A 21,961-nucleotide genomic window follows, 5' to 3' on the forward strand; every position below is an offset into this window, starting at 1 on the left:
ATTCTTATGGTTGAGAACATGAGTGCGTTCTCGGCGTCGCCACTGGCGCAGGGGAGCAGTGCATTCTCCACATCGCCCGCTGCGCAAGGCATGTACGACCCCGCCGCCGAGAAAGATGCCTGCGGCCTGGCCATGGTCGCCACCCTGCGCGGCACCGCCGGCCACGACATCATCGACACCGCGCTCGAAGCCCTGCGCAACCTCGAGCACCGTGGAGCCGTCGGCTCCGATGCCGGCACCGGCGACGGCGCGGGCATCCTGACCCAGATTCCCGACGAGTTCCTGCGCGCCGTCGCGGGCTTCGACCTGCCCGAGGTCGGCCACTACGCCGTCGGCAACGCCTTTCTGCCGCTCGAACACGACGAGCGCGAGAAGGTCGTCGCCCGCATCGCCGAGGTGGCCGACGAAGAGGGGCTGCGCGTGCTCGGCTGGCGCGAGGTTCCGGTGCGCCCCGACGAGCTGGGGCGGCTGGCCCGTGAGGCGATGCCCGCCATCCGCCAGCTGTACGTCGAGGCCAAGCACCACGACGTCACGGGCGAGAAGGCCACGGGCATCCACCTCGACCGTCTGACCTACCGCCTGCGCAAGCGCATCGAGCACGAGCATGAGGTCTACTTCATGTCGCTCTCGGCCCGTACGCTCACCTACAAGGGCATGGTCACGACGCTGCAGCTCGAGCCGTTCTACCCCGACCTGAGCGACGAGCGGTTCGCCTCGAAGCTCGCTCTGGTGCACTCGCGCTACTCGACCAACACCTTCCCGTCGTGGCCGCTCGCGCAGCCGCTGCGCATGATGGCGCACAACGGCGAGATCAACACCGTGCAGGGCAACCGAAACTGGATGCGCGCCCGGCAGTCGCAGCTGAAGAGCGCCGTGCTGGGCGAGATGGCCCCGCTGCTGCCGATCGTCACGCCCGGTGCCAGCGACTCCGCCTCGTTCGACGAGGTCGTCGAGCTGCTCACCCTGGCCGGCCGGCCGCTGCCGCACGCCATCATGATGATGGTGCCCGAGGCGTGGGAGAACAACGCCGCCTTCGACGAGAAGCGCCGCTCGTTCTACGAGTTCCACGCCACGCTGATGGAGCCGTGGGACGGCCCGGCCGCGCTGGTCTTCACCGACGGCACGCTCGTCGGCGCCACCCTCGACCGCAACGGGCTGCGCCCCGGCCGCTACCTCGTCACCGACGACGGCCTCGTCGTTCTGGCGAGCGAGATCGGCGTGCTCGACGTCGACCCGGCGAAGGTCGTGCGCAAGGGGCGTCTGCGCCCCGGCAAGATGTTCCTCGTCGACACCGAGGCCGGCCGCATCGTCGAAGACGACGAGATCAAGGCCGAGCTCGCCGAGAGCGAACCCTGGGCCGAGTGGCTCGACCAGGGGCGCATCAACCTGCGCGACCTGCCCGAGCGCGAGCACATCGTGCACACGCCGGCCTCGGTCACCCGCCGGCAGCGCACGTTCGGCTACACCGAAGAAGAGATTCGCATCCTGCTGACGCCGATGGCGAAGAACGGCGCAGAGCCGCTCGGCGCCATGGGCTCCGACACGCCCATCGCGGTGCTGTCGAACCGACCCCGGCTGCTCTTCGACTACTTCACGCAGCAGTTCGCGCAGGTCACCAACCCGCCGCTCGACTCGATTCGCGAAGAGGTCGTCACCTCGCTGCGCCTCGGCCTCGGGCCCGAGCGCAACCTGCTCGACGCCACACCCGGCCACACCGGCCAGGTCGTGCTCGACTTCCCGGTGATCGACAACGACGAGCTCGCGAAGATCCAGCACATCGACCCGAGCCCGGGCAGCTCCACCACGACCACCATCAAGGGCCTGTACCGGGTCGAGAACGGGCCGTCGGCCATGCAGGAGCGCATCGCCGAGATGTGCGCCGAGGCCGACGAGGCCATCGCCAACGGCGCGAAGTTCATCGTGCTCAGCGACCGCGACTCGAACAAGGAGTACGCGCCGGTTCCGTCGCTGCTCATGCTCTCGGGCGTGCACCACCACCTGATCCGCACCGAGAACCGCATGAAGGTCGGCATGATCGTCGAGGCCGGCGATGTGCGCGAGGTGCATCACGTGGCGCTGCTGATCGGCTACGGGGCATCCGCCATCAACCCGTACCTGGCCATGGAGACCTGCGAGAACCTCGTGCGCTCCGGCATGATCACCGGCGTCAGCCCCGAGAAGGCCGTGAAGAACGTCATCAAGGCGCTCGGCAAGGGCGTGCTGAAGATCATGTCGAAGATGGGCATCTCCACGGTGTCGTCGTACGCGGGCGCCCAGGCGTTCGAGGCGGTCGGGCTCGACAAGCAGTTCGTCGCCCAGTACTTCACCGGCACGTCGTCGAAGCTCGGCGGCGTCGGAATCGACGTCATCGCGGCCGAGAGCGCGAACCGGCACGCCGCCGCCTTCCCCGAAGACGGCAGCGTCACCGTGCACGAACCGCTCGCCACGGGCGGCGAGTACCAGTGGCGCCGCGAGGGCCCGCCGCATCTGTTCAACCCCGAGACGGTGTTCAAGCTGCAGCATTCGACCCGCGCCCGGCGGTACGACATCTTCCGTGAGTACACGAAGCTCGTCGACGACCAGTCCGAGTCGCTGATGACGGTTCGCGGGCTGTTCAAGCTGCGAACGGATGCCCGCAAGCCCGTTCCGCTCGATGAAGTGGAGTCGATCGAATCCATCGTCAAGCGGTTCTCGACCGGCGCCATGAGCTACGGATCGATCTCCGAAGAGGCGCACACCACCCTCGCCATCGCAATGAACAGGCTCGGAGCCAAGTCGAACACCGGTGAGGGCGGCGAAGACACCGCGCGTCTGCTCGACCCCGAGCGCCGCAGCGCGATCAAGCAGGTCGCCTCGGGCCGCTTCGGTGTCACGAGCATGTACCTCACCCACGCCACCGACATCCAGATCAAGATGGCGCAGGGCGCGAAGCCCGGTGAGGGCGGCCAGCTGCCCCCGACGAAGGTCTACCCGTGGGTCGCCCGTACGCGGCACGCCACCGCGGGCGTCGGCCTCATCTCGCCGCCGCCGCACCACGACATCTATTCGATCGAAGACCTGAAGCAGCTGATCTTCGACCTCAAGCGGTCGAACCCCGAAGCACGCGTGCACGTCAAACTGGTGAGCCAGAACGGCATCGGCGCGGTCGCGGCGGGTGTCACCAAGGCCCTGGCCGACGTGGTGCTCGTCTCCGGCCACGACGGCGGAACGGGCGCCAGCCCGCTCAACTCGCTCAAGCACGCCGGCACCCCGTGGGAGCTCGGCCTGGCCGAGACCCAGCAGACGCTCATGCTGAACGGCATGCGCGACCGCGTCGTGGTGCAGGTCGACGGCCAGATGAAGACCGGGCGCGACGTGATCGTCGGCGCCCTGCTGGGCGCCGAGGAGTTCGGTTTCGCCACGGCGCCGCTCGTCGTCTCGGGGTGCGTCATGATGCGCGTCTGCCACCTCGACACCTGCCCGGTCGGCGTCGCGACGCAGAACCCCGAGCTGCGCGCCCGGTTCACCGGCAAGCCCGAGTTCGTCGTGAACTTCTTCGAATTCCTGGCTCAGGAGGTGCGCGAGTACCTCGCCGAGCTCGGCTTCCGCACTCTCGAGGAGGCCATCGGCCATCACGAGCTGCTGAACGTCGACCACGCCCTCGAGCACTGGAAGGCCGACGGGCTCGACCTGTCGCCCATCCTGGTCGGCCCCGAGTTCGCCGACGACGAGCCCCGGGTGAACCGTCGGCCGCAGCATCATGAGCTCGAGAAGCACTTCGACAAGCGACTCATCCGCGATGCATCCGAAGCCCTCGAATTCGGCGAGCCGGTCGTGATCTCGCTGCCGATCCGCAACACCGAGCGTGCCGTCGGCACGATGCTCGGCCACGAGGTGACCGTTCGGCACGGCGAGAACGGGCTGCCCGACGACACGATCCAGATCACCCTGCAGGGCTCGGCCGGGCAGTCGCTCGGCGCCTTCATGCCCGCGGGTATCACTCTGCGGCTCGAGGGCGACTCGAACGACTACGTCGGCAAGGGGCTCTCGGGCGGCCGCATCGTGGTGCGGCCGAGCCGTACGGCGACCTTCGACGCGTCGCAGAACGTGATCGCCGGCAACGTCATCGGCTACGGTGCCACGCGGGGCAGCATGTTCATCCGCGGCATCGTGGGCGAGCGGTTCCTGGTGCGCAACTCGGGCGCGACCGCGGTCACCGAGGGCGTAGGCGACCACGCGCTCGAGTACATGACCGGCGGCATCGCGCTCATCCTGGGCAGCACGGGCCGTAACCTCGGCGCCGGCATGTCGGGCGGCACCGCGTACGTCTACAAACTGAGCTCCGACCTGGTCAACGCCGACTCGCTGGCCTCGGGCGAGCTGCAGCTGTCTGCGCTCGACGCCAACGACACCGAGCTGGTGCGGTCGCTGCTCGTCGAGCACGAGGCCGAGACCGGGTCGACACTCGCGGCGAGCATGCTCGCCGACTTCGACACCGTCGCGGCCGACTTCGTGAAGGTGCTGCCGCGCGACTACGCAGCGGTGCTCGCAACTCGCCAGACGGCGGTCGACGAGGGGCTCGACCCCGACGGCGACGTGGTCTGGGAAAGAATTCTGGAGGTTACCGGTGGCTGATCCCAAGGGATTCCTGAAGGTCACCGAGCGTGAGCTGCCCAAGCGACGCCCGGTGCCGATCAGGCTCATGGACTGGAAAGAGGTCTACGAGCCCGCCAACCCGAGCGAAACCAGGCGCCAGGCCGGCCGCTGCATGGACTGCGGCATTCCGTTCTGCCACCAGGGCTGCCCGCTCGGCAACCTGATTCCCGAGTGGAACGATCTCACCTGGCGCGGCGAGGGCCGGCAGGCCATCGAACGGCTGCACGCCACGAACAACTTCCCCGAGTTCACCGGGCGGCTCTGCCCGGCACCCTGTGAGAGCTCGTGCGTGCTCGGCATCAACCAGCCCGCCGTGACCATCAAGCAGGTCGAGGTGTCGATCATCGACCAGGCCTTCGCGAACGGCTGGGTGCAGCCGCATCCGCCCGAGCGCCTCACGGGCAAGACGGTCGCGGTCGTCGGCTCCGGCCCCGCGGGTCTCGCCGCCGCACAGCAGCTCACCCGCGCGGGCCACACGGTCGCCGTGTACGAGCGCGACGACCGCATCGGCGGGCTGCTGCGGTACGGCATCCCCGATTTCAAGATGGAGAAGAAGCACCTCGAGTCGCGTCTGAACCAGATGATGGCCGAGGGCACCCGCTTCCGCGCCGGCATCAACATCGGCGTCGACATCACCTGGGCAGACCTGCGGTCACGCTATGACGCCGTGATCGTCTGCACAGGTGCGACCGTTCCGCGCGACCTGCCCATTCCGGGCCGCGACCTCGACGGCGTGCACTTCGCCATGGACTACCTCGTGCAGGGCAACAAGGTCGGCGCCGGCGACACCGTCGTCGACCAGATCACGGCCGAGGGCAAGCACGTCGTCGTTCTCGGCGGCGGCGACACGGGGGCCGACTGCATCGGCACCGCGCACCGCCAGCAGGCCGTGTCGGTGACCAACCTCGCCATCGGCACGCAACCGCCCACCGAGCGACCCGAGAACCAGCCGTGGCCGATGGTGCCGAACCTCTTCGAGGTCTCGAGTGCACACGAAGAGGGCGGCGAACGCATGTACCTCGCCTCCACCGTCGAGTTCCTGGCGAACGAGGCGGGCGAGGTGCGCGCCATCCGTGTCGCCGAGACCGAATACCTGGATGGCCGCCGGGTGCCCAAGGCGGGCACCGAGCGCGAGATCCCCGCCGATCTCGTTCTGCTGGCGCTGGGCTTCACGGGTGCCGAGTCGGCCGAGCTCACCCACCAGGTCGGGGCGCAGTTCGACGGGCGCGGAAACGTCGAGCGCAACGCCGACTACGAGACGAGCATCCCGGGCGTCTTCGTCGCCGGCGACGCCGGTCGCGGCCAGTCGCTCATCGTGTGGGCGATCGCCGAGGGCCGCGCCGCAGCAGCCTCGGTCGACCGCTACCTCGAGGGCGACACCGAACTGCCCTTCCCGGTGGCCCCGAACGACCGCGCCATTGCGATCTGACCGGCGGCCACGTTCAAACCCTATTCACCCACCACGTCACCTTCGAAGGCCATAATGGGCCTGTGAATGCAGTGGACAATGTCACCAATGCGCACACGCGCAGAAGCATGGAGAAACCGTCAGAATGAGACGCGCAAAAATCGTCGCAACCCTGGGGCCGGCAACCTCGTCATACGAGAGCATCCGGGCCATCATCGACGCGGGGGTCGACGTCTGCCGCATGAACCTCAGCCACGGCACCTACGACGTTCACGAAGGCATCTACTCGACCGTGCGCAAGGCGGCAGAAGACTCCGGCCGCGCGGTCGCGGTGCTCGTCGACCTGCAGGGCCCCAAGATCAGGCTGGGCAAGTTCGAGGCCGGCCCCTACTACCTCGAACAGGGTGACATCTTCAAGATCACCATCGAAGACATCATCGGCAACCGCGAGATCTCGGGCACCACGTTCAAGGGCCTGCCGCAAGACGTCGCGCCCGGCGACTTCCTGCTCATCGACGACGGCAAGGTCAAGGTCAAGGTTCTCGAGACCGACGGCACCGTCGTCACCACCGAGGTCGTCGTGGCGGGCAATGTGTCGAACAACAAGGGCATCAACCTGCCCGGCGTCGCCGTCAACGTTCCCGCGCTGTCAGACAAAGACGAGGCCGACCTGCGCTGGGGCCTGCGCCTCGGTGCCGACCTGATCGCCCTCTCCTTTGTACGCGACGCGAAAGACATCGAGCGCGTGCACGAGATCATGGCCGAAGAGGGTCGCAAGATTCCCGTCTGCGCCAAGATCGAGAAGCCGCAGGCCGTCGACAACCTCGAAGAGATCATCGACGCGTTCGACAGCATCATGGTCGCGCGCGGCGACCTCGGCGTCGAGCTGCCGCTCGAGGCCGTACCGATCGTGCAGAAGCGCGCCATCGAGCTCTCCCGCCGCATGGCCAAGCCGGTCATCGTCGCAACGCAGATGCTCGAATCGATGATCTCCTCGCCGATTCCGACCCGGGCCGAGACCTCCGACGTCGCCAACGCGGTTCTCGACGGCGCCGACGCGGTCATGCTCTCGGGCGAGACCAGCGTGGGGGAGTACCCCGTCATCACCGTGCAGACCATGGCCCGCATCGTCGAGTCGACCGAGGTGCACGGCCTCGAACGCATCCCCGCGCTCGGCACCAAGCCGCGCACCCAGGCCGGTGCTGTCACCCTGGCCGCGGCCGAGGTCGCCGACTTCGTCGAGGCGAAGTACCTGGTCGTGTTCACCGAGTCGGGCGACTCCGTGCGGCGCATGACGCGGCTGCGGTCGTCGATACCGATCATCGGGCTCACGCCCGAGCCGGGCATCCGTCGCCGCATGGCGCTGTCGTGGGGCGTCGAGCCCTACCTCGTCGAGCGGGTGAAGCACACCGACCAACTGATGGTGCAGGCCGACGACGTGCTGCTGGGCGAGGGAAAGGCGCAGATCGGCGACAAGGTCGTGGTGATCTCGGGCTCCCCTCCCGGAAAGGCCGGAACCACCAACGACATGCGCGTGCACATCGTCGGTGAGGGCCACAACCCGCAGAAGCCCGCGCCGGATGAACTCGACCACTAGAGTTCGTCGGCGCCCGCACCCGCTGGTCGAGTAGCGTCGCCTGCGGCGCCCGCACCCGCTGGTCGAGTAGCGCCGCGTGCGGCGCCCGCACCCGCTGGTCGAGTAGTGCCGCGTGCGGCGCCCGCACCCGCTGGTCGAGTAGCGCCGCCTGCGGCGCGTATCGAGACCCCACACGAACAAAGGCCCGACATCATTCTGTCGGGCCTTTCTTCGTGCGCTGCATCAGCCTGCACACATATTCGTACCGGTGGCGGGACTCGAACCCGCACGTCTTGCGACAACGCATTTTGAGTGCGCCGCGTCTACCATTCCGCCACACCGGCTCGCATCAATACGATTCAGAATACCGTAGGGTTGACATGTGACTGACCAAGATACCCCCACCACAGCACCTCGCCGTGTTGTGGTCGCAGAAGACGAATCCCTCATCCGCCTCGACATCGTCGAGATCCTGCGCGACGCGGGGTTCGAAGTGGTCGGTGAGGCCGGCGACGGCGAGACCGCGGTCGCTCTCGCGACCGAACTGCGCCCCGATCTGGTCATCATGGATGTCAAGATGCCCCTCCTCGACGGCATCTCGGCCGCCGAGCGCCTCAGCAAGGGCCACATCGCTCCCGTCGTTCTGCTCACCGCGTTCAGCCAGAAAGAGCTCGTCGAGCGCGCCACCGAAGCCGGTGCCCTCGCCTACGTCGTGAAGCCGTTCACGCCCAACGACCTGCTGCCCGCCATCGAGATCGCCCTCTCGCGCTACGCCCAGATCATCACCCTCGAGGCCGAGGTCGCCGACCTGGTCGAGCGCTTCGAGACCCGCAAGCTCGTCGACCGGGCCAAGGGCCTGTTGAACGAGAAGATGGGGCTGACCGAGCCCGAGGCCTTCCGCTGGATTCAGAAGGCGTCGATGGATCGCCGCCTCACCATGCACGACGTGGCCCAGGCCATCATCGAGCAGCTGAGCGTCAAGAAGAACTAGTCGCCCCTACTTTTCCCCAGCCGCCGGTTGAGTAGCAGCCGCAGGCGGCGTATCGAAACCGAAACGTCTCGATGCGAGCATCCGGATGCCCGCGGTCACGCTTCGCGAATGAAGTTCGTGATGCGCACCGTCGACAGCCGCCGGCCCTTCTCGTCAGAGATGGCGATCTCGTGCACCGTCAGCGTGCGCCCCAGCTTGATGGCCGTGCAGACGCCCGTCACGATGCCGCTGCTGGCCGAACCGGTGTGGCTTGCGTTCACCTCGATGCCCATCGCGATGCGGCCGGGGCCCGCGAAGAGGTTGGCCGCGAAAGACCCCAAGCTCTCGGCCAGCACCACATAGGCGCCGCCGTGCACCACGCCGAACGGCTGCGTATTGCCCGTGACGGGCATGGTCGCGACGGAGCGTTCGGGGGTGAGTTCGAGAAACTCGATTCCCATGGTGGCGGCGAGGTCGCCTGAGGCGCGGTTGGCCTCGAGGGCCTGGCGAACGGCGGTCTCGTCGGGCTGTTCCGCGCCCGAAGCGGAGGGGGAGAGGGCCGTGGTCATCGTCGTCGCCTTTACTGTGCGGCGGGCATCCGCACCGTCGGTTCGGCTGTCGGAAGCCCTGTGTAGGCTTGCCCTGTGTCCGACATCGAACAGCCTACCCTTCTCATAATCGACGGGCATTCGCTCGCTTTCCGGGCGTTCTATGCTCTGCCGGTCGACAGTTTTCAGACCCGCGACGGGCAGCACACCAACGCGATCCACGGCTTTCTGTCGATGCTGCTCCTGCTGCTGAAGAACGAGAAGCCGTCGCACATCGCCGTGGCCTTCGACATGTCACGGCACTCCTTCCGCACGCGCGAGTACCCCGAGTACAAGGGCACCCGCAATGAGACCCCGCCCGAGTTCTCGGGTCAGGTTCCGCTGCTGAAAGACGCGCTCAAGGCGATGAACATCGAGACGGTCGAGAAAGAAGACTTCGAGGCCGACGACATCCTCGCCACGCTCGCCCGGCAGGGCACCGAGCAGGGGTTTCGTGTGCTGGTCGTCTCGGGCGACCGAGACACCATCCAGCTCGTCAACGACAGCGTCACGCTGCTCTACCCGTCGCGCCAGGGCGTGACCGACCTCACCCGTTACGACCGAGACAAGGTGTTCGAGCGCTATGGCATCGAGCCGCACCAGTACCCCGAGGTCGCCGCGCTCGTCGGCGAGACGAGCGACAACCTGCCGGGCATCCCGAAGGTCGGCGAGAAGACCGCGGTGAAGTGGCTGAACCAGTTCGGCAGCCTCGACGAGATCCTGAAGCGCTCCGACGAGATCGGCGGCAAGGTCGGCGAGAGCCTGCGCGAGTTCCAAGAGAACGCGGTGCGCAACCGCAAGCTCAACCGGTTGCTCACCGACGTCGAGCTGCCTATGGGTCCCGGTAACTTCACCCGGCGCTCCATCGACGAAGACGCCGTGCGCGACCTGTTCGCGCGGCTCGAGTTCCGCACCCTGCTCGAGCGGGTGTTCAAGCTCGACGGGCTGGCTCCGGATGCCGGCGGCACCGGGGCGCTCGCCTCGGGCGGCGGGGCTGCGGGCAGCGGCGGTGCGGCATCCGGTACGCGTCTCGTCGACGAGAAGGCCGCCGTCGCCCCGGCCCCGGTCACCCTGCTCGACGAGGAGCTGCAGCACTGGCTCACCCGCTCGATCGCGGCCGAACCGTTCGGGCTGGCGCTCGAGGTCGAACTGCTCGACGGCAAGCCCATCGGGTTCGGGCTGGCCTCAGCCGACTCCACCGTGTTCCTGCCGTGGGCTGCCGGCAGCCCCGACTACCTGCCGTTCGAGAACTGGCTGGCGAGCCCGGCGCCCAAGCTGCTGCACGGGGCGAAACACCAGCTCAAGGCCATGACCACGGCCGGCCTCACGGTGTCGGGCATCACCTTCGACACGGCGGTCGCCGCCTGGCTGCTGAAGTCAGATGGCACCCCGCCCACGCTCTCCGACCTCGTCGACAAGTTTCTCAACGAGACGCTGCCGACCCCAGACCCCAACCAGCTCGTACCCGACGACGACTCGGTCGTCGGGCCGGCCGGCCAGGCCTGGTACGTAGGCCGGGTCGCCCGTGCCCTCAACGAGAAGCTCGACGAGGGGTCGCGCTCGGTGCTCGTAGACATCGAGATGCCGGTGCTCGCCGTGCTGGCGCAGATGGAGCTCGACGGGGTCGCGGTGAGCCACCCCCAGCTCTCTGAACTGTCGGCCGAACTGACCGCACGGTCGGCGCAGATCGCCTCCGACGCGTTCGCGATCATCGAGCGCGAGATCAACCTCGGGTCGCCGAAGCAGATCCAGGAGGTGCTGTTCGACCAGCTGGGCATGCCGAAGACCCGTGCCACGAAGACCGGCTACTCCACCGACGCGGTCTCGCTGGCCGACCTGCAGGCGAGCTCGCCGCATCCGTTTCTCGACCTTCTGCTGCTGCACCGCGATGCCACCAAGCTCAACCAGATCGTCGAGACGCTCGACAAGTCGATCGGGCCCGACCGCCGCATCCACACCACCTACGTGCAGACCGGCTCGTCGACCGGCCGCATCTCGTCGACCGACCCGAACCTGCAGAACATCCCGGTGCGCACCGAAGAGGGCCGGCGCATCCGTAAGGCGTTCATGGTGGGGGAGTCGTACGAGACGCTGCTCACCACCGACTACTCGCAGATCGAGATGCGCATCATGGCGCACCTCTCAGAAGACGAGGGGCTGATCGCCGCGTTCCAGTCGGGCGAAGACCTGCACCGCTTCGTCGGTGCGCGCATCTTCGGCGTCGAGCCGGCCGACGTGACCCCGGCCATGCGATCGAAGGTGAAAGCCATGTCGTACGGACTCGCCTACGGCCTGTCGGCGTTCGGCCTGTCGAAACAGCTGCGCATTCCCACCGCCGAGGCCAAACAGCTGATGAGCGACTACTTCGAGCGGTTCGGCGCGGTGCGCGACTACCTGCGCAACGTGGTCGTGCAGGCGCGCGAAGACGGCTACACCGAGACCATCTTCGGCCGCCGTCGGCTCTTCCCCGACCTCTCGAGCCCCAACCGCGTGCTGCGCGACAATGCCGAGCGCCAGGCCCTGAACGCGCCCATCCAGGGCACGGCGGCCGACATCCTCAAGATCGCCATGGTCAACATCTCGGCCGACCTGGCGTCGCACGGTCTGCAGTCGAAGATGCTGCTGCAGGTGCACGACGAGCTCGTCTTCGACGTCTACCCCGGCGAGTGGGATTCGCTCGCCGCCATCGTCGAGGGCCGCATGTCGACCGCGGCTTCGTTGAAGGTGCCGCTCGACGTGCAGCTCGGCCGGGGCCAGAACTGGAACGAGGCCGCGCACTAGCACCGCCATCGCGTGCGAGCATAGTGCCCACGTTTATCGCTGGTCATGGTCGCTCGACGAGTATGTCTGTGAGTGCCGGTGCGGGCGTCCAACCGCTCGGCCGGGCCGTCGACCATTTCCATTGCGTGTAACCGGTGCCGATCACATCAATGGGTTCGCTGGCCGCAGATACATCTGACATCGAAACGTCGAACACGAGGATGTCGGCGGTGCCGGGGTCGATGCTTTGCAGGTGGCACTGCTCAACGCCGTTCTGCACTCCGCAGAGCATGTCGGACGGATCGGATAACTGCCTAACGCTGCTCCAGTTCCGGTTACTGAAAACTACGATCGCATCGGCGGCGGCGGCACTGCTGTTCGTGACATCGATTCTCAGCAGGTACTCGTTCGTTTTCCCGGGTAGGGGCGCTATGACGATTGACGCATTGATGAGGGCCTTCTCTGTGACACGTGGGGCTTTCGGAAGTGTCACATCTTCGTGCGAGTCGTTTGTCACCGCCCAACTCCAACCGTTTGCCGACTTCATACAGTCCATGCCGGCAACTTGCCTGACACCTGGTATCGAGGTGTTCCACGCCCACATGGTGTACGTGCGGCTGGCGTAGTCCTCGTCGATGTTCACGAGCCCTGTACGTTCACCTGCGGGGTCGGTGTAGACGCGTGTGACGGAACGGCCGTGCGGTCGTTCGAATGTCCAGTCGGTGTATTGATCGCCAGTGAAGCTCCAAAAGCTGTCGGGAAGGTCACCCGGGTCGGCGCTGTAGGAGCAGCCGCCAGGTATAGATGCGGTGGGAGTGCCGTTACCCGGCGTTCCGATGCTTCCTGCTCCGCTGGGGTCACCGCATGCGATGCCCGACTGCGAATCAGTAGTCAAGGTGCATTGAGCGGCCGATGCCGAATCCGTCGCAAGCGTGAGAGGCGACGTCAGAGCAGCGACGAGTGCGAAGCCTGTAATGAACGTCGCGGTTGCCTTGAAATGGTTCCTGGTCATGAGATGGTGTCTCCTTGTTCGGAGGCCTCTGTTCATTGGGCCTCGGTGCTAAAGCGCCATAAAGAGAGAGTCCAAAATTCTCATTTGCTTACGAGAAGTACGGTGAAATGTTTATCGGATGCCGCGAGCGGGCCAGCGGAAGTTACACGAGTGGGTGGGCGGGACTTTTTACGCGCAGTGTCAGCGGAAGTCGCGCGAGCGGGTGGGAGCGCCGAGCGGCAGCAGCTCGAAGCGGTCAGCGATCAGGTTGAGAATGCCCTCGGGAGAACGCTCGATGATGCCGCGCACGATCATCGCGGGTGCCTCGCGGGCCACACGGCGGTAGCGGCCCCACACACCCACGCTGCAGATCACGTTGAGAATGCCGGTCTCGTCTTCGAGGTTGACGAACGTCATTCCGCTGGCGGTCGCCGGGCGCTGCCGGTGCGTCACGACACCGCCGACCTCGATGCGGCGCCCGTTCTCGGTGGTCGAGCACTCGGCGATCGAGAGGGCACCCCGGGCATCCAGCAGCCCCCTCGAGTGGGCGACCGGATGATCGTCGGGTGAGATGCCCGTGCTCCAGAGGTCGTAGATCACCTGCTCGGTGGGGCTGAGCATCGGCAGCAGGGGCGGCTGAACGCTCACGAACGTGCCCGGCAGGTATTCCGACTTGTCTTGTGCGGCGTTGCCGGCCTCCCACAGGGCCTCGCGGCGGGTGAGCTTGAGGCTGGTGAACGCCCCCGACGAGGCCAGCGCCTCCATCTGCACCGTGTTGAGGTCGTTGCGCCGGGCGACGTCGGCCATGCTGAGGTACTCGCCGCCGCGATCACGCTCGGCCACGATGCGCTCGGCCACCTTCTTGCCGATCGACTTGATCTCGGCCAGCCCGAGCCGCACAACGAGGTTGCCGTCGCGCCGGTGCTGCGCGAAGTCGGGCGGCACCTCCCGGTCGAACACCGTGCTCACCGGCGGCTGCTCGAACTCGACGCACCCCGGCATCCCGGTCGCCGCCACCGGGCTCTCGGCCTTCTCCTGCAAACGATTCACGGTTTCGGGTGGGTGTTCAGCGCCAACACTGTTCGCAACCCGTGCATCGATGTGCGCCGTGGCGGGGGAGGCAGGGGCGGGGGAGGCGGGCTCTAAGCCCGCGAGCACACCCGAGCGCTGGATGTCGGGGCGGTTCACCACGACGCCGTGCCGCCGGGCATCCGCCACCAAGGTCTGCGGCGAGTAGAACCCCATGGGCTGGGCGCGCAGCAGCGACGCCACGAACGCCGCGGGGTAGTGCAGCTTGAACCACGAGCTCGCGTAGACGAGCAGCGCGAAGCTGTTCGAGTGGCTCTCGGCGAACCCGAAGTTCGCGAACGCCTCGATCTTCTGGTAGATCTGCTCGGCCACGTCGGGCTCGATGCCGTTCGAGGCCATGCCCGCGAACAGCTTGTCGCGCAGCGACGAGATCTTCTCGACCCCGCGCTTCGACCCCATCGCCCGTCGCAGCAGGTCGGCGTCTTCGGCGCTGCAGTTGCCCACGGCCTGGGCGACCTGCATCAGCTGTTCTTGGAAGAGCGGCACGCCGAGCGTTCGTTTGAGAGGTTCTTCGAGAAAGGGGTGCAGGTAGGTGACCGGTTCGAGCCCCAGCTTGCGCCGGATGTACGGATGCACGGCCCCACCCTGAATCGGCCCCGGCCGGATGAGCGCGATCTCGACCACGAGGTCGTAGAACCGCCGCGGCTGAAGTCGCGGCAGCGTGCCCATCTGCGCCCGGCTCTCGACCTGGAACACTCCGATCGAGTCGGCCCGGCAGAGCATGTCGTAGACCCCCTGCTCCTCTTTGGGGATGTTCTTCAGCGACCAGTCTTCGCCCAGGTGCTCGCGAACGAGGTCGAGGGTGTGCTGCAGCGCCGAGAGCATGCCGAGGCCGAGCAGGTCGAACTTCACCAGGCCCATCCAGGCGCAGTCGTCTTTGTCCCACTGCAGAACGGTGCGGCCGTCCATTCGCCCGTTCTCAATGGGGCAGACCTCGCCGACGGGCCGGTCGGTGAGCACCATTCCTCCCGAATGGATGCCCAGGTGCCGCGGAAACTTCAGCACCTCCTCGGCCAGGGCCACCACGTCGGGCGGAATGTCGTGGTCTTGGGTTGCGATCTCGGGCCCCCAGCGTTCGATCTGCTTCGACCAGGCGTCTTGCTGGCCGGGGCTGTGCCCGAGCGCCTTCGCCATGTCGCGCACCGCGAACTTCGGGCGATAGCTGATCACGTTCGCCACCTGGGCGGCGTTGCGGCGGCCGTACTTCGTGTAGACGTACTGAATGACCTCCTCCCGCCGGTCGGAGTCGAAGTCCACATCGATGTCGGGTTCTTCGTTTCGCATGCTCGACAAGAAGCGCTCGAACGGCAGCTGGAAGAAGATCGAGTCGACCGCCGTGATGTCGAGAATGAAACAGACCGCAGAGTTGGCGGCCGAACCGCGCCCCTGGCAGAGGATGCCCCGGCTGCGCGCCTCGCGTACGATGTCCCAGACGATCAGGAAGTAGCCGGGAAAGTCCTTCTGCTCGATCACCGCCAGCTCTTTCTCGATGCGCGCCCGATCGTCGGCGCTGGCATTCGGGTAGTGGCTGGCCATGCCATCCTCGACCAGCTGCCGCAGAAACGACATGGGCGTGTGGCCCTCGGGCACCTCCTGCCGGGGCAGCCGCGGCTTGGCGGTTCGCAACTGGAACGACAGGTCGTCGGCCACTTCCACCGTTCGTTCGACAGCCCCCGGATACCGCGCGAACCTCGCCGCCATCTCGTCGCCCGACCGCAGGTGCGAACCAGCGGATGCCGGCAACCACCCCTCGAGGTCGTCGAGGCTGCGCCGTGCCCGAACAGCCGAGAGGGCCTGGGCGAGCCCGAACTGTCTCGGGGTGGCGTAGTGTACGTTGCCCGTTGCGACGGTGTTCACCCTGTGCTTCGCGGCCAGCTCGGCGAGGGCGTCGTTCGCCGCGCTGTCGAGCGGATTGCCGTGGTCGAACAGCTCCACGAGCACATTGTCGCGGCCGAACAGCGCCACCAGCCGGTCGAGCTCGCGGGCTGCGCCGGGCATCCCCTCGGCCGCGAGGGCCTGGCGCACCGGCCCCTTGCGGCAGCCCGTCAGGATCATCCAGGCGACGCTCCCCGTGCCGTCGCCCGTGCCGCCGCCCGGGCCGCCGCTCCTGCCGCCCGCGCCCGCACCACGGCCACCCGAGCCGCTGAGACCCCCGCCCGCACCGACACCCGCTCTGGCGCCGAACAGGCCGCCGCTGCCCAGCCACCCCGCACCCGGGTCGCTGCCGTCGGCTCCGCTGCCGCCGCGTGCCTGGTCGGCGAGCAGTTCGAGGTCGAAGATGGGGCGCCCCTTCTCGGCGTCGGTGGCCAGCTGCGCCGCCGTGATCGCCCCGGCCAGCCGGTGATAGCCCTCCTGTTTGCGCGCCAACACCACCAGGTGCGAGCCCTCGGGGTCGGCCGACCCGTTCTGCGGCTTGCTCAGACCGAACGACAACTCGGCGCCGAAGATGGTCTTGACCTGCGAAAACGACTCGGCAGCCTCGGCCAGGTGCACCACCCCGTAGAACCCGTCGTGGTCGGTGAGGGCGAGCCCGTGCATCCGCAGCCGGGCCGCCTCTTCGAGCAGGTCTTCTGGCGACGAGGCGCCGTCGAGAAAGCTGAAGTTCGAGTGCGCGTGCAGTTCGGCGTACGGCACCACCGAGCCATCGTCGGTCGCGGGCACGACGGGCGGCTGCTCGGGCGGCCGATAGGGCATGCGCTTGCGTGAGAACGCCGGCCCGTCGCCGCCGTCTTTCGATGGGTCGGTGCCGGGCCTGCGGTCAGAGAGCCGTCGTTCGAGCTCGCCCCACGGAATCGGCGGGTTGTTGAACCCCATCAGCGCTCACCCGCCCCGGGGTCTCGGCCGCGCGACGAGACCCCCGGCCGCACAGCGCACCGCGCCGCCGCACAGGAGGTCAGCTGCTCAGTCATAGCGCGCCTCCGCCCACCACTCGCGGCCGTGCAGCGCCAGCAGCCAGGCCGTTCCCGACTCGTCGACCACCTGAAAACGGTGGAACGACCGGGCCTTCTCCGAATCCCACCACCGCTCCTGCACGGCCCACGGCCCAGCCCACGCCTGCACCGCGCCCAGCTCCAGCCTGCCGCCCGCAATCATCCCGATCGCGGCGCTCCTCGCACCACGCGCGTCTGTATCGCCGGCAGCTTCCATCGTCGGCGCGAACAGGCTCGGGATGCCCGACAGCACCCCGCGCTCGCTCACCTCGACCGCCCCGCCGTCGGCACCGCGCACGACCACCGCCTGGGGGCGTTCGAACACCGTCGAGGGCGCCGGCAGCGGAATCGCACCCGGCCACGGCGGAGCCACCTTCGGTGCGGCCGCAACGGGGTCGCCCCACGGCACCAGAACCTGCCGCTCGGCGACACCGCGCCCGCCGCCGATACTCGCCGTCACCACCCCCTCGTGCCCGAGCAGGCTCTGCACGCGCGACAGCCCGTGGTGTACCCGGTCGTCGGGCGTGCTGCCCCAGAGCCCGGCCTCGTAGTTGCCGATGGAGTCGAGTTCTTCGGGCAGCACCCGCACCCGTGCGATGGCCGATCCGAGCGCACCGTTGCCCGCACCGGTTCGCCCCTGCACCTGCCAGCGGATGCGGTCGAGCACATCAGCCGCACTGAACCAGCGCGGATGCCCCCAGCTGCGTTCGTGCACCTTGCCGCGATCGGTGTGCAACTCGACCCGGATGCCCGTGCAGACCAGCAGTGCCTGGGCGAGTTCGTCGACCAACCTCTCGGCGGTCGTTCGAAAGGCGAACGTGATCTGGTCGACCACCTCGAGCGGCGGCTCGAACGACAGCTCCACGTCACGCAGCCGGGGCGGCAGGCGCGGGGTCACCCGCCGCACGTCCGCACCGCTCGCGAGGGTGTGGGCGTGCACGCCCGTCTCGCCGAATCGCGCCCGCACGTCGCGAAAGTCGAGGCCGGCGAAGTCGCCGAGCGTGGTCAGCCCGAGCCGGCGCAGCAGTGTGGCCAGCGGCGGATCGCCGATCGTCTCGATGGGGTGCGGGGCGAGAAAGCCGGGTGAGCCGCCCGGCGGGATGATACGGATGATCGGGCCGCCGGGCATCCGCGAGGCCTGTTCGGCGGCGAACCGCCCGTCGGCTATGGCGATGTGGGCGTCGAGCACGTCGGCGCTGATGGCGGCCCAGGCAGCACCACCGCCGCGGCCGCCCGACGCACTACCGCCGCCGCCGCCCGACGTTGCACGGCCTCCAGCGGAAGCACCACCGCCCGACGCATCGCCGACGCCGACCGAAGCACCACCACCGCCCGTCAGGGCCAGCTCTGGCAGCGAGGCCAGGGTGTTCAGCAGCACCTGGGCCGTCTGCTGCTCACCGCCGTAGTACCGCGCGGGTCCGCGTGAGCGCAGCGCGCACGTGCCGGGGCGCAGCACCTGCACCCCGGGCATGATCTCTTCGATCGCCGAGATCACCGGCTCGAAGCTGCGGTGGTCGAGCGCGGGGTCGTAGTCGATCGCCAGCAGTTCAGGACACTTCGCCTGCGCCTCGCGGATGCGCAGCCCCCGGCGCACCCCCTCGGCCCGGGCGGCCGCGGAGCAGGCGAACACCACCCCCCGGTCGACCAGCGCGATGGGGGAGTCGGCCGCGATCTCTTCGACCAGGGCGTGGGCGCGCACGGGCCAGTCTGGAATCCAGACCACCAGCGTGCGATCACCTGCCCCCATCACCCTGCCAGCCTCTCGTCGTCGAACGCCGCGGCCCACTCATCCGGGGTGCGAGTACCGCCGCCGCCCGCGCCCGCGCCACGGCCGCCTGCGCCACCGGCACCTGCGCCGCCGCCAGCACCGCCGAAGCCACCCGCACCCACGCCCGCATCCGCCCCGAACCCCACGGCCCGCACCTGCTCCGACGCGTCGGGCAGCCACAGCCGGGCCTGGCGCTTCTGGCCCATGAATCCCTTACCCGCCGAGCTCACCAGCACCTGCCGGCTGGCCAGGTGTCCGTGCCCCTGCCCGATGCCGCCCCATGTGCTTTCGACGATTCGCAGCGTCGCGTCGCTCGTGGCCCACCGGCCGAGCACGATCAGCGTGGCCTCGCGCTGCCGGATGCGTGCCATGAACCGCGCCGCCACGGAGTCGCTCAGCCGCGGGGGAGTCGCCGTGACCACCACCGTCGCCACGTCGGCGATCGCCGACGCCACGGCGAGCCACTGGTCGCCTGGATGCGGCACCAGCACTAGCCGGTCGAGCGAGATGCCCGACCGCGCCGCCGCCTCGGCCCCGAAGTCGGGCAACCCGACGACCCCGCACCACGCCCCAGCAGCCGAGGGGCCGGCCATCATCGCCATCACCAGCGCCTGCGAGCCCTCGACCGAGTACGCCGCCCCTGCCTTCAGCGCGCCTCCCGGCAGCAGCGGGGCCAGCGCGGGCGAGGTCTGCAGGCTGCGCGTCGACAGCGTGGTGCTCTGCATCTGCCGGATGCGCTCCTGCAGTTCGCGCACTGAAGAGGCCACCGGTGCAGGGTGCACGGGGGCGTCTTCGGCGAGAAGAAGAGCGGGCTCTGGCATGCCCCAATATTCGAACATATGTTCGAATATGTCAATCGCAGATCGGGCCTGAAACGAGGCATCCGGCGTGTCGTTACCGGGCCCCAAGTACGACCACTCCCACACTACGCGCCGCCACTGTCACCGAGCCTCTCTGCCCCCGCAACCACCACCAACAACCACGCCTCCCCACCGCCGCTACACCCGCCCGGCCCCCGAGTAAACCCCGCAGCACCGACCCGCACCCCGCTGGCCCCCGCACCCCCCATCGCGTAGCGTCAGAGAATGACGTTCGAATCCGAAGCCCGCCGCACCCGCAAAGCCGAGCACGACTCCGCGAACCATCATTCGAAGAAGGGCCTCTCCGACCGCGACCTCACCGCCCTCGACCGCTCATACGATCCCGCGAGCGAAGACGAGACCGAGGTACTGCAAGACGACAGCGTCTCCCAGAGCGACGCGATCGACGGCGACATCGACCAGTCCGACGTTCTGGTTCTGCCGGGCACCGGCGGCCCCGACGATGACGGCGACGTGGAGGTCGACCCCGCCGAACTGAACCTCAGCGGAGACTCGATCCCCGGGCATCCGAAACCCCCGTCGCACCCGCACTGAGAGTTATCCACAGCTTCACCCCTCGCCCCCGACAGCGTCTGGGGGCGGGCATAAGCTGAACGGATGATCGACTCGAACACCCCCGAAACAGCCACCTCAGGCATCCCCGCCGGTGCCGCCCCGCGCACACCCACGCCCATCGACGACATCGCCGAACGCTGGGTCGACACCCTGGTGCGCCTCGAACCGGCCGTGGGCACCTACATCGGGCACAACGAGGCGAACGACCGCTACAGCGACTATTCGCCGGCCGGCCACGACGAACTCCTGTCTGAGGTGCGCAGCACCCTGCGCGCGCTCGAGAGCGAGACCCCTGTCGACGATGTCGACGCCGTCACCCTCGCCGACCTGGGCAGCTCACTGCGACTCACCATCGAGAGCTCGGAGGCGCGGCTGCAGTTGCGCGACCTGAACGTCATCGAGTCGCCGTCGCAGGAGATCCGCGAGGTGTACGACCTGATGCCCACCGAGACGGCCGACGACTGGGAGGTCGTCGGCACCCGCCTCTCGAACGTGGGCATGGCGATCGACGGTTACATCGACACCCTGCGCGAAGGAATCCGCGTCGGCATCACGCCCGCCAGGCGGCAGGTGCGCGAGGTGCTCCTGCAGGCGCGAAAGAACGTGGGCGACGACGGGTTCTTCGCTACCCTGGTGCGCCGGGCCGGCACACCAGGCGCCCGCCCCGAGTCGGCCCTCGGTCACGCCGGGCCGACGGCCGCTCCGGATGCTCTGCCCTCCTCGCTCGTACGCAGGCTCGACCACGGGGCCGCCGTCGCCTCCGCGGCCTACGATCGCCTGGCGGAGTTCTTGACCACCGAGCTGATGCCCGCCGCCACCGAGCACGACGGCGTCGGCCGCGAGATCTATGCCCTCGAATCCCGCAAGTTCCTGGGCGCCACCGTCGACCTCGACGAGACCTACGAGTGGGGCGTCGACGAACTCGCCCGCATGGTCGCCGAGCAGGAGGCGATCGCCCGCGAGATCCTCCCCGGCGCCACGGTGCTCGAGGCCATCGCCCACCTCGACGCCGACACCTCCCGCAAACTGCACGGCACCGCCGCCCTGCAGGAGTGGATGCAGGCCACCAGCGACCACGCCGTGGCCGAGCTGTCGGTGAGCCAGTTCGACATCCCCGACGAGATCAAGACGCTCGAATGCCTGATCGCGCCGACGAACGAGGGCGGCATCTACTACACCGGCCCCACCGACGACTTCTCCCGGCCGGGCCGCATGTGGTGGTCGGTGCCCGAGGGCGTGACCGAGTTCGACACCTGGCGCGAGCTCACCACCGTCTTCCACGAAGGCGTGCCCGGGCACCACCTGCAGATCGGCCAGGCCGTCTACAACCGGTCGAAGCTGAACACCTGGCGCCGCCAGCTCGCCGGCACCTCCGGCCACGCCGAGGGCTGGGCACTCTACGCCGAGCGGCTCATGCAAGAACTCGGCTACCTCGACGACCCCGCCGACCGCCTCGGCATGCTCGACGGCCAGCGCCTGCGCGCCGCCCGCGTCGTGCTCGACATCGGCGTGCACCTCGGCAAGCCCCGCCTCGACGGCACCGGCACGTGGGATGCCGGCTACGCCCTCGACTTCCTGCGCAGCAACGTCAACATGAACGACGGCTTCGTGCGTTTCGAGGTCAACCGCTACCTCGGCTGGCCCGGCCAGGCCCCCTCCTACAAGATCGGCCAGCGCATCTGGGAGCAGCTGCGCGACGACTATCGCGCCAAGCAGGGTTCCGCTTTCACTATGCGCGACTTCCACCGCCGCGCCCTCGACCTCGGCGGTGTCGGCCTCGACACCCTCGTGCACGCCCTCGACTCCTGAAA

The 21,961-nt window shown here is 68.2% G+C and carries 12 protein-coding genes and 1 tRNA gene; 7 read left to right on the top strand and 6 right to left on the bottom strand.

The genetic code is table 11. The annotated features are described in order from the left end of the window. Positions 1–18: 18 nt before the first annotated feature. The 3 genes from gltB to pyk all read left to right on the top strand — a co-directional run bounded on the left by gltB (position 19) and on the right by pyk (position 7,640). Positions 19–4,614, top strand: a complete 4,596-nt coding sequence (gene gltB, locus V3W46_RS18435; RefSeq protein ID WP_443070009.1) for a glutamate synthase large subunit — start codon at positions 19–21, stop codon at positions 4,612–4,614. Further along, positions 4,607–6,064 (top strand): glutamate synthase subunit beta, encoded by a 1,458-nt coding sequence (locus V3W46_RS18440; RefSeq protein WP_331784602.1) that lies wholly within the window; start codon positions 4,607–4,609, stop codon positions 6,062–6,064. The genes gltB and V3W46_RS18440 overlap by 8 nt, the downstream gene beginning before the upstream one ends. Before the next feature lie 124 nt (positions 6,065–6,188). Further along, on the top strand, positions 6,189–7,640 hold the full coding sequence (gene pyk / locus V3W46_RS18445; protein ID WP_331784603.1) for a pyruvate kinase: 1,452 nt from the start codon (positions 6,189–6,191) through the stop codon (positions 7,638–7,640). Between the two features lie 242 nt (positions 7,641–7,882). Here the strand turns inward: pyk and V3W46_RS18450 are convergent. Beyond that, positions 7,883–7,963, bottom strand: a tRNA-Leu gene (locus V3W46_RS18450). 38 nt (positions 7,964–8,001) lie between these two features. On the opposite strand from V3W46_RS18450, the gene V3W46_RS18455 reads away from it, so the two are divergent. Next, a complete protein-coding gene (locus tag V3W46_RS18455; RefSeq protein WP_331784604.1) occupies positions 8,002–8,610 on the top strand; it encodes an ANTAR domain-containing response regulator in 609 nt (202 codons plus the stop codon). Positions 8,611–8,705: 95 nt separating this feature from the next. Here V3W46_RS18455 and V3W46_RS18460 read toward each other — a convergent pair whose 3' ends face one another. Then, positions 8,706–9,050, bottom strand: a complete 345-nt coding sequence (locus V3W46_RS18460; protein WP_331784747.1) for a PaaI family thioesterase — start codon at positions 9,048–9,050, stop codon at positions 8,706–8,708. Between the two features lie 183 nt (positions 9,051–9,233). Between V3W46_RS18460 and polA the strand changes: the two genes are divergently transcribed. After that, positions 9,234–11,957, top strand: coding sequence for a DNA polymerase I (polA, locus tag V3W46_RS18465; RefSeq protein ID WP_331784605.1), 2,724 nt, complete (start codon positions 9,234–9,236; stop codon positions 11,955–11,957). Positions 11,958–12,000: 43 nt separating this feature from the next. Here the strand turns inward: polA and V3W46_RS18470 are convergent, their stop codons facing one another. The 4 genes from V3W46_RS18470 to V3W46_RS18485 all read right to left on the bottom strand — a co-directional run bounded on the left by V3W46_RS18470 (position 12,001) and on the right by V3W46_RS18485 (position 19,535). Beyond that, positions 12,001–12,948 carry a hypothetical protein gene (locus V3W46_RS18470; RefSeq protein ID WP_331784606.1) on the bottom strand — a complete coding sequence of 316 codons (948 nt, stop codon included), beginning with the start codon at positions 12,946–12,948 and terminating at the stop codon, positions 12,001–12,003. 180 nt (positions 12,949–13,128) lie between these two features. Further along, positions 13,129–16,830, bottom strand: coding sequence for an error-prone DNA polymerase (locus V3W46_RS18475; RefSeq protein ID WP_331784607.1), 3,702 nt, complete (start codon positions 16,828–16,830; stop codon positions 13,129–13,131). A gap of 87 nt (positions 16,831–16,917) precedes the next feature. After that, positions 16,918–18,693: a DNA polymerase Y family protein gene (locus tag V3W46_RS18480; RefSeq protein WP_331784608.1), complete on the bottom strand. Its 1,776-nt coding sequence runs from the start codon at positions 18,691–18,693 to the stop codon at positions 16,918–16,920. Further along, positions 18,693–19,535, bottom strand: a complete 843-nt coding sequence (locus V3W46_RS18485) for a hypothetical protein (RefSeq protein WP_331784609.1) — start codon at positions 19,533–19,535, stop codon at positions 18,693–18,695. Before V3W46_RS18485 ends, V3W46_RS18480 begins: the two co-directional genes overlap by 1 nt. A gap of 264 nt (positions 19,536–19,799) precedes the next feature. Between V3W46_RS18485 and V3W46_RS18490 the strand changes: the two genes are divergently transcribed. Both V3W46_RS18490 and V3W46_RS18495 read left to right on the top strand, forming a co-directional pair. Then, positions 19,800–20,129, top strand: a complete 330-nt coding sequence (locus tag V3W46_RS18490; protein WP_331784610.1) for a hypothetical protein — start codon at positions 19,800–19,802, stop codon at positions 20,127–20,129. A gap of 63 nt (positions 20,130–20,192) precedes the next feature. Beyond that, a complete protein-coding gene (locus V3W46_RS18495) occupies positions 20,193–21,959 on the top strand; it encodes a DUF885 domain-containing protein (RefSeq protein WP_331784611.1) in 1,767 nt (588 codons plus the stop codon). Positions 21,960–21,961: the final 2 nt, after the last annotated feature.

The organism is Subtercola sp. YIM 133946 (assembly GCF_036553535.1).
GTDB lineage: Bacteria > Actinomycetota > Actinomycetes > Actinomycetales > Microbacteriaceae > Subtercola.